The following is a 16504-nucleotide window of genomic DNA, read 5'->3' on the forward strand; positions in this document are numbered from 1 at the left end:
GGTCAATCCGCTCCCGTGCAGGTTCCTCAAGCCAGTTGGCTTCGCAGCTGGCGTGCCGCGGCCACCATGTTCACCAGCGCCGCCTCAGTCTCCGGCCAGGCGCGGGTCTTCAACCCGCAATCGGGGTTGACCCACAACCGCTCGGCCGGGATCCGCTTCACCGCCTTGCTGATCAACTTGACCATCTCGACCGTGTCCGGCACCCGTGGCGAGTGGATGTCATAGACACCCGGACCTATGTCGTTGGGGTAGTCGAACGCTTCGAAGGCCTGCAGCAACTCCATGTCCGAACGCGAGGTTTCGATGGTGATCACATCGGCATCCATCGCCGCGATCGCCTCGATCACGTCATTGAATTCGCTGTAGCACATGTGGGTGTGGATCTGCGTTTCATCACGCACACCGCTGGCGCTCAAGCGGAATGCCTGCACCGCCCATTCCAGGTATTCCTGCCATTGTGCCCGACGCAGCGGCAGGCCTTCGCGGAATGCGGCTTCGTCGATCTGCACGATCTTGATGCCGGCCGCTTCCAGGTCGAGCACTTCGTCGCGCAGGGCCAGCGCCAGTTGCTGTGCCTGGACTTTGCGCGACACGTCTTCGCGGGGGAAGGACCACATCAGCATCGTCACGGGACCGGTGAGCATGCCTTTCATGACCTTGTCGGTCTGGCTCTGGGCATAGGTGATCCAGTCGACCGTCATGGCTTTCGGGCGGCTCAGGTCGCCGTAGATGATCGCCGGTTTCACGCAGCGTGAACCGTAGCTCTGCACCCAGCCAAAACGCGTGAACAGATAGCCATCGAGTTGCTCGGCGAAATACTCGACCATGTCATTGCGTTCGGCTTCACCGTGCACCAGCACGTCCAGCCCCAGGCGTTCCTGGATTTGCACGGCGTGGCGAATTTCGTGGTGCATGGCGTCGGTGTAGTCGTTGGCCGACAGCTTGCCTTGCTTGAAAGCCTGGCGCGCCAGGCGAATCGATCCGGTCTGCGGGAACGAGCCGATGGTGGTGGTCGGGAACGTCGGCAGTTTCAACCGTGCACGCTGTTGCTCGATGCGTTGGGCAAACGGCGATTGGCGCTGGCTGTCCGCTGTGCCAATGGCATCGATGCGGGCTTGCACCTGGGCTTTATGGATGCGCGGCGATTCGGCGCGACTGGTGGCAATGGCACGGCTTTCGGCCAGCGCGGCTTGCACCTTGGGCGCTTGCGGATCGTTCAGGGCATCGCGCAGTACGGCAATTTCGCCACACTTTTGTACGGCAAACGCCAGCCAGCTTTTCAGCTCGGGATCGAGTTTGTCTTCGCGTTCCAGGTCCACCGGGCTGTGCAGCAGCGAGCAGGAGCTGCTGACCCAGAGGTTGTCGCCAAAGCGTTCCTGGGCAAATTGCAGTTGCGCCAGCACGGGCTCCAGCTCGCAGCGCCAGACGTTGCGGCCATTGACCAGGCCCACTGAGAGAATCTTGTAGGTCGGCAGGCGATCGAGCACGTGCAGCAGTTGATCCGGCGCGCGCACCGCGTCGATGTGCAGGCCTTGCACCGGCAGGCCGACGGCCAGGCCTAGGTTGTCCTGCAGGCCGCTGAAGTAGGTCGCCAACAGCTTTTTCAGCGGCGAGTATTGGAGGATGTGGTAGGCGCGTTCAAAGGCGTTTTTCCATTCCTGCGGCAGGTCGAGGGTGAGGATCGGTTCATCGATCTGTACCCACTCCACCCCTTGGGCAGCGAGGCGCCCGAGGATTTCGTTGTAGACCGGCAGCAGGCGTTCCAACAGGTCGAGTTTGTCGAAGTCGTCGCCCTTGACCTTGCCCAGCCACAGGTAAGTCAGCGGGCCGATGATGACGGGCTTGACGGTGTGCCCCAGGGCCTGGGCTTCGCCCACTTCGTCGAACAGCTGCTCCCAGCTCAGCTTGAACTGTTGGTCTGCGCTGAATTCCGGGACCAGGTAGTGGTAGTTGGTGTCGAACCACTTGGTCAGTTCCTGGGCGTATTGCGCCTGGCCGTGCTCGCTGCCGCAACAGCTCACGGTGGCGCCACGGGCCATGGCGAACAAGGTGTCCAGGGTCGGCAGGCCGCGTTCGTCCCGGGTGCTGTCGAAGCGCTCGGGGATCACACCGAATGCCAGGGAATGGGTCAGTACCTGGTCGTACCAGGCGAAGTCGCCGACCGGCAGCAGGTCGATGCCGGCGTCTTTCTGCAATTGCCAGTGGGTGTTGCGCAACTGGCGACCGACGCTGTGCAGCGCCTGCTGGTCAAGGTCGCCCTTCCAGTAGGATTCGAGGGCTTTTTTCAGTTCGCGGTCGGCACCGATGCGGGGAAAACCAAGGGTGTGGGCTACGGCCATGTCGAATTGCTCCTGTAAAAGATGGCGCTATTGTCGACAGCCAGGGCATCATGAGACAAACTCAACCTTTTCGTGTTGATCACAAGTTTTCCTCATGGAGCCCCCGGTGCTTGAAATCCGTCACCTGAAGACCCTGCACGCCTTGCGCGAAGCCGATAGCCTGGTGGATGCGGCCGACCGCCTGCACCTGACCCAGTCGGCGCTGTCCCATCAGTTCAAGGAGCTTGAGGAACGCATGGGGATGCCGCTGTTCGTGCGCAAGACCAAGCCCGTGCGTTTCACCAGCGCCGGTTTGCGCCTGCTGCAACTGGCCGATGCCACCTTGCCGCTGCTGCGCGCGGCCGAGCGCGACATCGCGCGGTTGGCCGGAGGCACCGCCGGGCGCCTGCACATGGCCATCGAATGCCACAGTTGCTTCCAGTGGCTGATGCCGACCATCGACCAGTTCCGCGATGCCTGGCCGGAGGTCGAGCTGGACCTGGCGTCGGGCTTCTCTTTCGCCCCCCTGCCCGCCCTGGCCCGTGGCGACCTGGACCTGGTGGTGACGTCCGACCCGGTGGAGCTGGTAGGCATCACCTATGTGCCGCTGTTTACCTACGAGGCCATGCTCGCGGTGGCGAACCAGCACCGCCTGGCCAACAAGGCCTACATCGTCCCGCAGGACTTGCTCAGCGAAACCCTGATCACCTACCCGGTGGAACGTGACCGGCTGGATATCTTCACGCGCTTTCTGGAACCGGCCGACGTCGAGCCGGCCCAGGTCCGCACGTCGGAACTGACGGTGATGATGATGCAGCTGGTGGCCAGCGGTCGCGGCGTGTGCGGCATGCCCCATTGGGCGCTGCATGAATACAGCTCACGGGGCTACGTGAAGGCCAAGCGCCTGGGCGAGAAAGGCTTGTTTGCGACGCTGTATGCGGCGATTCGGGCCGACATGCTCGATGCGCCGTACATGAGGGATTTTTTGCTGACGGCCAAGGACACGTCGTTTTCGACGCTGGATGGGGTAAGCGCCGTTCGTTTTTGATCGGGGCGGATTTAGAGTTCGCGCCACATGTGGATCTTGTCGAAGTATTCCTCACCCACCCGCACCGCCATCGGCTCCAGGCCGAACTGGACGAAGCCGCAGCGCCGATAGAGGTTGAATGCGGCATCGTTGCCGGCGGTGACGGTCAGTTTGATCACCCGCAGATGTTGATGGGTCCGCGCCTCGGCCAGCACCGCCTGCACCAGTTGCCTACCGAGCCCGCGCTGGCGCACGTCGGCGGACACGTACATGCCAAACAGCGTCGCCTTGTGCCGGGCCTTTTCCCGGGGCTCCAGCGCCAGTCCGGCGATGCCGGCCAACCGGCCCTCGTCGAAAGCGCCGAGCACCACATCCAGCTTGCCGGTCAGGCGCGACTCCCACCAGCTCAAGGGCATCGTTGCACGTTCGCGCACGCTGGAGGTGAACGCCCGGGGGTGCCGGTCGTAAGCTTCGAGCGTCATCGTCCGATAGTCCAGCGCATGGCTGGCATCCAGTCGCTGAATCAACATGTTCAGGCCATCCGTTTTTGCTCGAGCATCAAGCGCAACGCCAGCGCCGACAAGACAAAGCCCATGAAATAACGCTGCATCGCCAGCCAGGTCGGATTGCTGACAAACCATGAGGCGATGCCGGCCGCGAACAGGGCGATCATCAGGTTCACGCAGAAACTGACGCTGATCTGGGTCAGGCCCAGGACGATACTTTGCGTGAACACCGAACCGTGCTCGGGGCTGATGAACTGCGGGAACACCGACAGGTAGAACACCGCAATCTTCGGGTTCAGGGCGCTGGTGAGAAAACCCATGGTAATGAGCCTGCGCGACGAGTCCGGTGGCAGCTGCTGCGCTTCGAACGGCGAACGCGCACCCGGCTTGACTGCCTGCCAGGCCAGCCACAACAGGTACAGGGCGCCGGCCCACTTCAACACTTCATAGGCCATCGGCACCGCCAGGAACACCGCGGTCAAACCGGCCGCGGCGGCGAACAGATGCACGAAGAAACCCGCGACCACGCCAAGCAACGAGGTGACCCCGGCCTTGCGTCCCTGGCAGATCGAACGGGAGATCAGGTAGATCATGTTCGGCCCCGGTGTCAGCACCATCAGCAACGCGGCAGCGGCGAAAATCAGCAGGTCTTGAAGCGGGATCATGGGCGAAGTCCCTTGCGTAATGATCAGGCGATAGCGGTCAGCGAAGCTCGATAAAACGGCAGGATCAGGTCCCGTGTCAATGGCGCCAGAACGACACCACCGTCGCTGGCCGGATCGATCCAGATCACTTCTTCGATCTCGGCAGCCGGGGTGACTTCGGCATCGATGGTCAGCAGAAACAGTTCGGCCTGCACGACAAAACCCGGCTCATTGGCGGCGGGGGCCAAGAACTGCCCGAGGAACGTGGCATGCGCCGTATCGATCAGCAGACCCAACTCTTCTTCCAGCTCCCGGGCCAGTGCGCTGACCGGTTTTTCATCGGCCTCGATCTTGCCACCCGGTTGCATGAATGCCTGGGTACCGCGCTTGCGCACCAGCAGGGTTCGCCCGTCGGGACCGATCAACAGGGCGGCGGCGATGTGGATAAGGGCAGAGGGCTGGGCAACAGACGTTGACATAAAAAAGGCCTTTGACTCAAAAACGCCATTATATTCGACATTGATGTTGGCTGACGCACCGCCATCGCGAGGTGGTTTGTGTATTGCCAAAGTTTTTGAGTCCGAACCCAAGGAAACCGTATGAGCCTGTCACTCCTGAGCCGCTACGCCTTCTTTGCCGTCTGCGTGATCTTCACCCTCGCCAGCCTGCCCTTCCTCGAGCACGACTGGCTCTGGCCCATCACGGCCGTCACCGGCGTGCTCAGCCTGATCGGCCTGTTCGATCTGCTGCAAAGCCCCCACGCAGTGCGCCGCAATTACCCGATCCTGGGCAATATCCGCTATCTGGTCGAAGGCATTCGTCCGGAAATCCGCCAATACCTGCTCGAATCCGACAGCGACGCCCTGCCCTTTTCCAGGGCCCAGCGCTCACTGGTCTATTCCCGGGCCAAGAATGAAAGCGCCGACAAACCGTTCGGCACCTTGATCGACGTCTACCAGTCGGGTTTCGAGTTCATCGGCCACTCGATGCGCCCGGCGCCCTTGAGCGACCCGAGCGGTTTCCGGGTCACGGTCGGCGGCCCGCAATGCACCCAGCCGTATTGCGCGTCGGTGTTCAACATTTCGGCCATGAGCTTCGGCTCGCTCAGTGCCAATGCCATCCGCGCGTTGAACCAGGGAGCCAAGCTCGGCAACTTCGCCCACGACACCGGCGAAGGCAGCATAAGCCCTTATCACCGCGAACACGGTGGCGACCTGACCTGGGAACTGGGCAGCGGCTACTTCGGCTGTCGCACCAGCGATGGCCGCTTCGACCCCGAGCGTTTCGCCGCACAGGCCCGAACGCCCCAGGTGCGGATGATCGAAATCAAGATGAGCCAAGGCGCCAAACCCGGCCACGGCGGGATCCTGCCCAAGCACAAGGTCACCCGCGAGATCGCCGACACACGCGGCATCCTGATGGGCGAAGACTGCATCTCGCCGTCCCGCCACAGTGCGTTTTCCACGCCGATCGAGATGATGCATTTCCTCCAGCAACTGCGCGAGCTGTCCGGTGGCAAACCGGTAGGCTTCAAGTTTTGCCTGGGTCACCCGTGGGAGTTCATGGGCATCGCCAAGGCCATGCTGGAAACCGGCATCCTCCCGGACTTCATCGTGGTCGACGGCAAGGAAGGTGGCACCGGTGCCGCGCCTGTGGAATTCACCGACCACATCGGCGTGCCGATGCGCGAAGGCCTGCTGTTCGTGCACAACACCCTGGTCGGCCTGAACCTGCGGGACAAGATCAAGCTCGGCGCCAGCGGCAAGATCGTCAGTGCGTTCGATATCGCCAGCGTGCTGGCCATCGGTGCCGATTGGGCCAACTCGGCGCGCGGTTTCATGTTCGCCATCGGTTGCATCCAGTCGCAAAGTTGCCACACCAACAAATGCCCGACCGGCGTCGCCACCCAGGACACCCTGCGTCAGCGTGCGCTGGTGGTGCCGGACAAGGCCCAGCGCGTCTACAACTTCCACCGCAACACGCTCAAGGGCCTGGCCGAGATGCTCGCTGCCGCCGGCCTTGAACATCCGTCGCAACTGTCGGCCAAGCACCTGGTGCGGCGCATGTCGGCCACCGAGATCAAGCTGTTCTCACAGCTGCATGTGTTCCTCAAGCCGGGGGAGTTGCTCACCGGTGAAGTGAATGGCGAGTTCTACTCGCGGATGTGGCAGATGGCGCGGGCGGACAGTTTCGAACCCAACGAAGAGGCTGCGGCCTGACCTTCACGGCTCCGACATTGCGCTTTACCAATGAAGCGATTTGATCGGGGCCGGTTCTTTCATCACGATAAATCCGTAATCGCCAATCAGGTAAATCCGGTAGAACTGGCTCTCCACCAAGGGCGTGTAACCTAGATAACCCACCCGCGTCGCATTGCGCCGCTCTTTCTCCGCCACCACGTTGGTGATGCCGACTTTCGGCAGGTTTTCCGCCAGCATGTAGAAGTCGACGTTCAGCAGGTAATGCAACACCGGCATCTGCTTGAACGAACCTGCCGCCCCCAGCAGCCAGTGATCGGAATAGGTCACCGACATGTAGATGCGCTTGGCGTCACGCAAGGGTTGATGGCTGGCGATGTTATGTTCAAGGCTGCTCAGCGCGCTGCCGGCGAAGGCTTTCTGCACCGTCAGGACCCGGCCATAGGCGAATGACAACGACAACATGGCCAGCAGCGGCACCAGCAACAACAGCGGCAAGCGTTCGTGGAGTGTGGCCAGGGCCAGGTGACTCAAGTAGAACAGCAGCACCAGCAACACCGCGAATCCCATCAGGGTCCTGGCGCCTTCGTTGAAGTCGCGAAAGACCAGCGCGACGCCGGACACCAGCAACACCACGACCGGCACTGTCAGCAAACACAGCAGGCCGATCAGCAGTCTCTTCGGCCCGCTGTCCTTGCGCTCGATAACCTTCAATCCCAAACACACTGCACCGGCAATGGCACAGAGCACCAACCCGGCCGCCACCCAGGCAAATCCGCCATGGAACAGCAGCACGACTTTTTCCAGCACCCGCGCAATGTTGATGTGGATCTGCAGCAAAGGCTGCGCTGCCCAGTCCAGCAACACCGTGCGACCCTGCCCCATGAAGGGGTATGCACTGACAAGGTAAATCAGCCAACCGAGAAACAGCTGGGCAATTCTCCAGCCGATCAAACCGCCCCAGCGCGGCCAGGCCACTTTGTCATTGACCGCCCTGAGCACTTCAAGACAGCACAGGCCGAGAAACACATTGACGCTGATTTGATACAGGCCCAGCGCCAGCGCAATCAGGAAAGAAGGCACCAGCCATTGCAGGCTGCGCGAAGGGTGACGAAAGGTGATGGCGTAGATCACCGCCACCACACTCAAGGTCATGACCGGGCCGTCGTATTGATAGGTCAGGTTTTGCAGGAAGAACGGGCTGTACCAGAGCGGCAACAGCACCAGGCAGCAGCCGAAGGTCGGTTCGCGGAAGTGATGAAAGGTCAGGCTTGTCAGTGCCCAGGACATGGCCAGGGTGGCGATCAACAACGGCAGCGGAAAAATGTTCGGCGCGCCACTGCTGAAGGTCAGCGCGTTGTAGAACAACTCGGCGAACAGACGCCCTTCCTTGGCCCAGGCCATGCCGGCCGACAGCGAGCGCCAGTTGTCATCGATGTAGGGATAATCCGCAAGGATCAGCGGCAGCACGTACACCAGGGTCGCCAGCAGAAAAAACAGCCAGGCCTGGCGTCGAGTGAGTTCCTTGGTGAAGAAATCGCTGAACCTGCCCATGCTAGGGTTTGCGCCTGTCTTTGCCGCCGACGATGTCCTTGACCACATAGCGCGGCCGGTGCTTGGCTTCGATGTAGATCCGCCCGACATACTCACCGAGGATGCCGATGCCGATCAGTTGAACGCCGCCGAGAAACAGAATAGCGGTCATCAACGAAGGGTAACCGGGCACGCTGTTACCGAAGAAAATCTTGTCCAGCACCATGTACACCGCATAGAGCACGGCAAAGATCGACACGCATCCGCCGACGTACGTCCATAACCGCAGCGGTACCGTGCTGAACGAGGTCACGCCTTCCAGCGCCAGGTTCCACAGTTTCCAGCCGTTGAACTTGCTATCCCCCGCCACCCGCCGGGCGCGTTCGTACTCCACCACCACGGTGTTGAAGCCGGCCCACGACAGCACGCCCTTCATGAACAATTGATGCTCGGGCAAGGTGCGAATCACGTCCACCACCTTGCGATCCATCAGCCTGAAATCCCCGACGTTTTCCTCGATCCGGGTGTAGGAAATTCGATTCAACAGGTGGTAGAACAGCGCTGCGCTGTGGCGTTTCAAGTAACTGTCGGCGGCGCGGTCGCGGCGCTTGGCCAGTACCACATCCGCGCCTTTTTGCCATTGTTCGATCAACAACGGGATGACGCTGATCGGGTCCTGCAGGTCTACGTCCATGGGGATCACCGCATCGCCGCTGGCATATTCCAGCCCGGCAAACAGCGCCGGTTCCTTGCCGAAATTGCGCGAGAAATTGATCAGCAGGACCTGTTCGTCCGCCTGCGCCAGGGCCGCCACCTGTTCGGCCGTGCCATCGGAGCTGCCGTCATTGATGAACACGATCTCGACTTCGGTCGCGTCGAGTTTCAACTCTCGTCGTACCGCCTGGTAAAACAGATTGATCGCCTGTTCTTCGTTAAACACCGGGACGATAAGCGAAACCTTCATACGTCACGCTCACGGAACACCACGTACTTGGAAAACAGGAAACCGAACACCAGGCTCAACGCAGAAAACAGCGCCACGGTCAGCAACCCATGCAACCGCCAGACATCGCCGACATGGCCGACGCCCAGGCTGAGCGCCCCCATCGCCAGCATGAACAACAGGTAACCGCCGACTGACGCCTTGGCATCAAAGGTATAGAGCGCATTCATATAAAAGGAAAACGAGGCCGCTACGCAAAAGGCTGCCAGGTTGCTGGCCGCTTGCGTCAAGCCGAAGCCCACGCTCAAGAGAAAAAAGATCTGCCAGTGAATCAGCGTATTGGCGACGCCGATCACGGTGTAGCTGGACAAGCCCTTGTATGAAAGTCTCACGTGACGCTCCTGCGATTGAACGCTGCTCACACAAACATTTGAGCTTGTCTACTGTCAGAAATCGCAGGAATACCGACCTTTCAGACCAGCGGTCGGGCTCTGCGCCCACCTCAGGAGACATCCCGCAATACCCCGCCTTTGCAATTACCAGCGAATCAGTCCACCCTGCGCGCCGCCAATAGGCGGCAAGCAACTTTTTGCGCCTTCGGCTCATCCTTTGTTCAATACCTGTTTACCAGCGAGCCTGCCGTCATGACGTTAGCGCGCGATCACCGGATCGATTTTTTTCGCGGCCTGGCACTGATCTTCATTTTCTGGGATCACGTGCCCCACAACCCCTTGGGTCAAATCACCCTGCGCAACTTCGGCTTCAGCGATGCCGCCGAAGTCTTCGTGTTCCTGGCCGGTTACGCGGCCGTCCTGGCCTACGGCAAAGTCCTTGCGCGGGAAGGTTTGCTGATCGCCTGGGTGAAAATCCTGCGCCGCGCCTGGGTGCTCTATGTGGTGCACATCTTCCTGCTGGCGATGCTGATGGGCATTGTGTTCTTCGCCAACAGCCATGTGGAAACCCGCGACCTGGTGGAAGAAATGGGCATGCACCATTTCATCAGCGACCCCCAGCAGGCCTTGATCGATGAGCTCCTGTTGCGCTTCAAACCGAACCTGATGGACCCGCTGCCGCTGTACATCGTTCTGCTGGCGGGCCTGCCGCTGGTGCTGCCGATACTGGTGCGCAAGGTCTGGCCGGTGGTGGCGGTGTCCTTTGCGCTGTACCTGACCGTACCGTTGTTTGGCTGGAACCTGGCCGCGATCAAGGATGGCGTGTGGTACTTCAACCCCGTGGCCTGGCAACTGCTGTTTATCCTCGGCGGCGCGGCGGCGATTCATGCGCAACGCCCACGTTTGCCCGACACCCGGCCGCTGGTGCGCCAGCCGTTGTTCATGACGGCGGCGGTGTATGCATTGATCGCCGCGGTGCTGACGGTCGCCTGGCGCTGGCCGCAGATCCACGACGCCCTGATGCCTGCGAGCCTGAGCAATCTGCTGTACCCGATCAGCAAGACCAACCTGTCGCCTGTTCGGCTGTTGCACTTTCTCGCGCTGGCCTACGTCGCCGCGAAACTGTTGCCCGACACCGGCTGGACGCAAAACTGGCTGGCACAGCAATGCTGCCGCATGGGGCGTTTTTCCCTGGAGATCTTCTGCCTGGGCGTGTTGCTGGCGCCCCTGGCGGACATGCTCAATGCGCTGACGGACGACGCGTTCGCCATGCAGGTCTTCACCGCGTTGGTGGGGGCCGGGTTGATGGCGTTGCTGGGGGCGTGGCTGGAATTCAACAAGCGCTTGAATCGACCGGCTCCCGCCGTCGCCGCCTTGTAGGAGCTGGCTTGTCGAGTCGCCGCATCGCAGCGAAGACGGCCTTGAGTGTTACGCTGGTCTTCCGGGCACCTTCGCTGCCAAGCCAGCTCAGGTTGATTGGCGTCGTGCCCAAGATCTGTGCGCGCTGGTGATCCCCTGTGGGAGCGAGCTTGCTCGCGAAAGCGGTGGGTCAGATGACATCTTGATTGACTGATCAGCAGTCATCGCGAGCAAGCTCGCTCCTACATTTTGATTGGCGCCGTGCACAAGATCTGTGTGCACTGGTGATCCCCTGTGGGAGCGAGGACAGCCACGGATCCGTGCCAAACATAAAACATTGTAGGAGCCCGGCTTGCCGGCGAAGGCGGTCTTGAGTATTGCGCTGGCCTTTCGGGCTTCTTCGCTGCGATGCGGCGACCCGACAAGCCAGCTACAGGATGAAAAAAGCCCCGATCATTTGACCGGGGCTTTTGCATTTCAGGCGTTACGACTTACGAAGCCGAACCCACCGCACCTTGCGTCGCATTGGTCGGTTGCAGCTTGAACACATAGAACAACACCGTCAGCAGCACCAGGAACGCCGGGCCCACATATAGCGCCACGCGGGTGTCCGGGAAGTACGCCATCAGGCCGACCACCAGCACCAGGAACGCCAGCGCCAGGTAAGAGCTGATCGGGAACAGCCACATGCGGTACTTGAGGCCGGCACGCTCGCTGGCGCTCAGGCCTCTGCGGAACTTGAGCTGGGCCAGCAGGATCATCACCCAGGTCCAGATCGCGCCGAAGGTGGCAATCGCCGTCACCCAGACAAACACCTTCTCAGGCACCAGGTAATTAAGCAGCACGCCCAGCAGCAGGGCGCCGATCGATAGCAGCAAGGCGCGACGCGGCACGCCGTTGCTGGAGGTCTTGGCGAAACCGGCTGGGGCCTGGCCGTTCTGCGCCAGGCTGTAGAGCATGCGCCCGGTGCTGAAGATGCCGCCATTGCAGGACGACAGCGCGGCCGTGATCACCACAAAGTTGATGATGCCAGCGGCGGTCTTGATGCCCAGGCGCTCGAAGGTCATCACAAACGGACTGCCCTGGGTGCCAATTTCGTTCCACGGGTAGATCGACAGGATCACGAACAACGCGCCAACGTAGAACAGCAGGATCCGCCAGAACACCGAGCCGATGGCGCTGGGAATGGTCTTCTGCGGGTTTTTCGCTTCACCGGCGGTCAGGCCGATCATCTCCACGCCGAGGTAGGCGAACATGACCATTTGCAGGGACATCAACACGCCCTGCACGCCGTTTGGCATGAAACCACCGTGGGTCCAGAGATTGGAAATCCCCAGGGCCACACCGTCGTTGCCGAAACCGAAGGCGATGATGCCGATACCACCCAATACCATCGCAATGATGGTGACGATCTTGATCAGGGCGAACCAGAATTCGAATTCACCGAAGGCTTTCACCGCGATCAGGTTGATCGAGCCCATGCTGACCAGCGCGGCGAGCGCCCAGATCCAGCGCGGCACATCGGGGAACCACACGCCCATGTACACCGCCACGGCGGTGATTTCCGCGACACAGGTCACCAGCCACAGGAACCAGTAGTTCCAGCCGGTCAGGAAGCCCGCCAGCGGGCCGAGGTAGTCCTGGGCGTAACGGCTGAACGAGCCGGCGACCGGGTTGTGCACGGCCATTTCGCCGAGCGCGCGCATGATCACCAGGATGGCCAGGCCGCCAATGATGTAGGACAGCATGATGGCCGGGCCAGCCATTTCGATGGCCTTGGCCGAACCCAGGAACAGACCGACGCCGATACAGGCACCGAGCGCCATCAAGCGAATATGCCGTTCGCCGAGTTCGCGTTTGAGCGGGCCGCCTTGAGCGGTCTCGCCGTGGGGCAACTGATTGCCTACGGGCATGGGGTACAACCTCGTCTTGTTATTGGATATATCCACCGAGCGGCGAAGCGTTGACCGATAAGCCAGCGCCTCCCGTAACCGACCCTGCTTCATGGGCAGAACCGTCTTGCAGGGCAAAACCTGCGCGATCAGCGGGGGGTGCAGTATAAAAAGCTCGCGACAGAGATTTTCACTCTATAAATCACAAAAATCAGGTGTAAATCTCGGTAAAAGCGCTATCTACGGAGATGGATTGCCTAGGCTTTGTAGGATTTTTCGCTTTTGAAACGGCGGCGAGTATTGCACGGTATTGGTGCGTCGTCATGTTTCGGTAATGCTCTGGACGCCTCTGGATCGGCCCTGTAGGAGCTGCCGAGTGCAACGAGGCTGCGATCCTTTGACTTTGTTGTGTGAAAGCAGGATCAAAAGATCGCAGCCTGCGACAGCTCCTACTAAGCTTCAGACAAGTCCGATCAATCTGCGCGTGAATGGATCAATCGACTATGGGCGCTTTAGAACAAACCGATTCGAGTAAAAACGTGGTCCAGACTGAACCTGTGGATGAAGCGCCAATACCTGAAAAACCTCCTCGCAGTCGCGTCAAGCACGGCTGGAAAGCGTTTTGGCTGTTAGTGGTGATCATTGCAATTGTCCTGGGCCTCGCGGCGTCCAAGGAGATGCGCACGTCACGGTTTCAAGCTCGGGAAGCCAGCAAGTTCGCCAAGACCCTGAGCTATGAACTCAAACCCGGTCCCACCGACTCGATCCGCTACCCTGGCGCTGGCCCCTTCGATTTGCGCCTGGGTTACAGCTCGCTGGGCGAGTTCCTGCCGCGCCTGCTCAAGCGTGATTACGTGATTTCCGCCCAGACCCGGTTTTCTCCTGCCCTGATGGACTACACGGGCAAGGGCCTGTTCGTGCCTTATGCGGAGAAAATCCAGGCGGGATTGTCGATCACCGATTGCCGCGCCAACCCCTTGTACCAGTACAAGTATCCGCAACAGCTCTATTCCAGCTTCGAGGCGATCCCGCCGGTGGTGGTCAACAGCCTGCTGTTCATCGAAAACCGCTTTCTGCTCGACCCACGCCAGCCCCTGGCCAACCCGGCTGTGGACTGGCCGCGATTCGGCATGGCGGCCTATACCCAGGTCGCCAAGATGCTGCACCTGCCCGGTCAATCGGCAGGCGGCAGCACCCTGGCCACGCAATTGGAGAAATATCGGCACTCACCCGACGGGTTGACCGTGTCGGGCGGGGAAAAAATTCGCCAGATGGTTTCCGCCACCGTGCGCGCCTATCAGGATGGGCCGCAAACGCTCATCGCCCGGCAGAACGTGGTGCGCGACTACCTCAATAGCGTGCCGCTGTCGGCGGTGCCGGGCCACGGTGAGGTCCACGGCATGGCCGAGGGTTTGCGCGTGTGGTACGGCGCCGACTTCAACACGGCCAACAAAACCCTGGCGAGCGACGCCACGGATGCAAAGAGCCTGGCGGACAAAGGCCTGGCCCTGCGCGAAATGCTGTCCTTGATGATTGCCCAGCGCCGACCTTCCCATTACCTGACCAAAGGTCGCGATGAACTGGCCGACCTCACCGACAGCCACATTCGCCTGCTGGCACAGAACGGCGTGATCGATGCGCCCTTTGCCGCCGCGGCATTGGCGAGCAAAGTGACCTATCGCGACTGGGCCACCCAACCGACCATTCAACCGATCGAAACCAACAAGGGCATCAGCGTGGCACGCAGCCGCCTGGCCGGGCTGCTCAATCGTCCGCTGTACGATCTCGACCGGCTCGACCTCTCGGCCACCAGCACCCTGCAAGGCGACCTGCAAACCCAGGCCACCGCCTACCTCAAGCGCCTGGCCGACCCTGCCTATGCCGCTGAAATCGGCCTGATGGGCGAACGCTTGCTGACCCCCACCAGCACCACCCAGGTGCGCTACAGCTTCACCCTGTTCGAACTGACCCCGGATGGCTCGCGGGTGCGGGTGCAGACCGACAGCACCGACCAGCCGTTCGACATCAATGAAGGCAGCAAACTGGAACTGGGCTCCACGGCAAAAATGCGCGTGCTGACCACTTACCTGCAGATCATTGCCGAGTTGCACGACAAATATGCCGAGATGAGTGTCCCGGACCTGAAGAAAGTCGAGGTGCCGGAGCAGGATCGCCTGAGCCGCTGGGTGGTCGACTACCTGATCCAGAACAAGGACCACGGCCTGCAACCCATGCTCGGCGCCGCGCTGGATCGCAAGTACTCCGCCAGCCCCGGCGAAGCGTTTTTCACCGGTGGCGGCTTGCATGTGTTTCATAACTTCCGCAAGGAAGACAACGGGCGCAACCCGACCTTGCGCGATTCCCTGCGTGAGTCGATCAACCTGCCGTTCATTCGCCTGATGCGCGACCTGGTGCGCTACACCACCTATTCGGGCCCCAACAACCGGGCCGAACTGCTCAAGGATGATCGCGACCCTCGGCGCCAGGAATACCTGGCCTCGTTCGCCGACCGCGAAGGCACGTCGTTCCTGCTCAAGTTCTGGAAGAAATACAAGAACAAGGACACCCAGGCGCGGCTCGAGACCTTCCTCGACAGCATGCGCCCGACGCCCATCCGCCTGGCCGCCGTACACCGTTACCTGTTACCCCACGCCAGCCAGCAAAGTTTCAACACCTTTGTGCGTTCGCACCTCACAGGCGAAAAGTCCACCGACAAGGAGAAACTCACCGACGAGCGCCTCGAACGCCTGTACCTCGCCTATGGTCCCGGCACCTACGACTTGCCCGACCAAGGCTTCATCGCCAAGGTCCACCCGTTGGACCTGTGGATGATGGGCTACCTGCTGACCCACCCGGACGCCACGTTCAAGGACATCGTCAAGGCCAGCCAGTTCGAGCGCCAGGAAGTCTACAGCTGGTTGTTCAAGAGCCGTCACAAGGGCGCCCGTGACAACCGTATCCGCACCATCCTGGAAATCGAAGCGTTCCTCGACATCCACCAGCGCTGGCAGAAAGTTGGCTATCCATTCGATCACCTGGTGCCCTCGCTGGCCACTGCCATCGGCAGCTCCGGTGACCGGCCGGCGGCGCTGGCCGAGCTGATCGGCACCATCCTCAACGACGGTGTGCGCATGCCGACCCTGCGCATCGACAGCCTGCACTTCGCGGCGAACACACCCTACGAAACCAAGCTGATCAACGACCCGGACGTCGGCAAACGGGTGATGCCATCCGAAGTCGCCACGGCCATGCGCGAAGCCTTGTCGCAGGTGGTGGACGCCGGTACGGCCAGACGTGTATCCGGCAGTTTCATCACCCCGGATGGCAAGGCGTTGGCCATGGGCGGCAAGACCGGCACTGGCGACAACCGTATCGAAGCCATTGGCTCCGGTGGGCGAATTCTCAGCTCCAAGTCACTCAACCGCACGGCCACGTTCGTGTTCTACATCGGCGACCATCATTTCGGCACCCTGACGGCATTCGTGCCGGGGCGCTCGGCCGAGGCGTTCACGTTCACTTCGGCGTTGCCAACCCAAGTGCTCAAAGGCATGGCGCCGATCCTCACCCCTTATTTGCAACCAGGGAGTAATACACAGTGCCTGCCCGTAGAGGTGGCACGGCGTTAAGGAACCCGGGTAGTAATTAATTATTTTCGGCATGGAAAATCCCGCTGTTTCGTACGGACGAACAGC

12 protein-coding genes are annotated in these 16504 nt (G+C 61.0%); 4 read left to right on the forward strand and 8 right to left on the reverse strand.

The window, feature by feature from the left end:
* Positions 1 to 26 precede the first annotated feature (26 nt).
* Positions 27 to 2339, reverse strand: a complete 2313-nt coding sequence (metE, locus tag SOP95_RS09400) for a 5-methyltetrahydropteroyltriglutamate--homocysteine S-methyltransferase (RefSeq protein ID WP_323606911.1) — start codon at positions 2337 to 2339, stop codon at positions 27 to 29.
* Between the two features lie 106 nt (positions 2340 to 2445).
* Here metE and metR point away from each other — a divergent pair, with 106 nt between their 5' ends.
* The gene (gene metR, locus SOP95_RS09405; protein ID WP_323606912.1) at positions 2446 to 3366 is read left to right on the forward strand and encodes a transcriptional regulator MetR; all 921 of its coding nucleotides are present in this window, start codon (positions 2446 to 2448) and stop codon (positions 3364 to 3366) included.
* Positions 3367 to 3377: 11 nt separating this feature from the next.
* Here the strand turns inward: metR and SOP95_RS09410 are convergent, their stop codons facing one another.
* The 3 genes from SOP95_RS09410 to SOP95_RS09420 are packed head-to-tail and all read right to left on the reverse strand — an operon-like array spanning position 3378 to position 4974.
* On the reverse strand, positions 3378 to 3875 hold the full coding sequence (locus SOP95_RS09410; protein ID WP_323606913.1) for a GNAT family N-acetyltransferase: 498 nt from the start codon (positions 3873 to 3875) through the stop codon (positions 3378 to 3380).
* Between the two features lie 2 nt (positions 3876 to 3877).
* Positions 3878 to 4516 (reverse strand): LysE family translocator, encoded by a 639-nt coding sequence (locus tag SOP95_RS09415; RefSeq protein ID WP_274074270.1) that lies wholly within the window; start codon positions 4514 to 4516, stop codon positions 3878 to 3880.
* A 23-nt stretch (positions 4517 to 4539) separates the two neighbouring features.
* Positions 4540 to 4974, reverse strand: a complete 435-nt coding sequence (locus tag SOP95_RS09420; protein ID WP_323606914.1) for an NUDIX hydrolase — start codon at positions 4972 to 4974, stop codon at positions 4540 to 4542.
* Positions 4975 to 5094: 120 nt separating this feature from the next.
* On the opposite strand from SOP95_RS09420, the gene SOP95_RS09425 reads away from it, so the two are divergent.
* On the forward strand, positions 5095 to 6714 hold the full coding sequence (locus SOP95_RS09425) for an FMN-binding glutamate synthase family protein (RefSeq protein WP_323606915.1): 1620 nt from the start codon (positions 5095 to 5097) through the stop codon (positions 6712 to 6714).
* Positions 6715 to 6738: 24 nt separating this feature from the next.
* Here the strand turns inward: SOP95_RS09425 and SOP95_RS09430 are convergent, their stop codons facing one another.
* The 3 genes from SOP95_RS09430 to SOP95_RS09440 are packed head-to-tail and all read right to left on the reverse strand — an operon-like array spanning position 6739 to position 9561.
* Complete coding sequence (locus tag SOP95_RS09430) at positions 6739 to 8247, reverse strand: glucosyltransferase domain-containing protein (RefSeq protein ID WP_323606916.1); 1509 nt, start codon at positions 8245 to 8247, stop codon at positions 6739 to 6741.
* 1 nt (position 8248) lies between these two features.
* Positions 8249 to 9190 carry a glycosyltransferase family 2 protein gene (locus SOP95_RS09435; RefSeq protein WP_274074266.1) on the reverse strand — a complete coding sequence of 314 codons (942 nt, stop codon included), beginning with the start codon at positions 9188 to 9190 and terminating at the stop codon, positions 8249 to 8251.
* Positions 9187 to 9561, reverse strand: coding sequence for a GtrA family protein (locus tag SOP95_RS09440; protein ID WP_274074265.1), 375 nt, complete (start codon positions 9559 to 9561; stop codon positions 9187 to 9189). The genes SOP95_RS09435 and SOP95_RS09440 overlap by 4 nt, the downstream gene beginning before the upstream one ends.
* Before the next feature lie 252 nt (positions 9562 to 9813).
* Here SOP95_RS09440 and SOP95_RS09445 point away from each other — a divergent pair, with 252 nt between their 5' ends.
* Positions 9814 to 10941, forward strand: a complete 1128-nt coding sequence (locus SOP95_RS09445) for an OpgC family protein (RefSeq protein WP_274074264.1) — start codon at positions 9814 to 9816, stop codon at positions 10939 to 10941.
* 470 nt (positions 10942 to 11411) lie between these two features.
* Here SOP95_RS09445 and SOP95_RS09450 read toward each other — a convergent pair whose 3' ends face one another.
* On the reverse strand, positions 11412 to 12833 hold the full coding sequence (locus SOP95_RS09450) for an amino acid permease (protein ID WP_274074263.1): 1422 nt from the start codon (positions 12831 to 12833) through the stop codon (positions 11412 to 11414).
* A 482-nt stretch (positions 12834 to 13315) separates the two neighbouring features.
* Here SOP95_RS09450 and SOP95_RS09455 point away from each other — a divergent pair, with 482 nt between their 5' ends.
* The gene (locus tag SOP95_RS09455; protein ID WP_323606917.1) at positions 13316 to 16438 is read left to right on the forward strand and encodes a transglycosylase domain-containing protein; all 3123 of its coding nucleotides are present in this window, start codon (positions 13316 to 13318) and stop codon (positions 16436 to 16438) included.
* Positions 16439 to 16504: the final 66 nt, after the last annotated feature.

Origin of the sequence: Pseudomonas sp. YuFO8 (genome assembly GCF_035065025.1) — a bacterium.
Taxonomy (GTDB): Bacteria; Pseudomonadota; Gammaproteobacteria; order Pseudomonadales; family Pseudomonadaceae; genus Aquipseudomonas; species Aquipseudomonas putida_AE.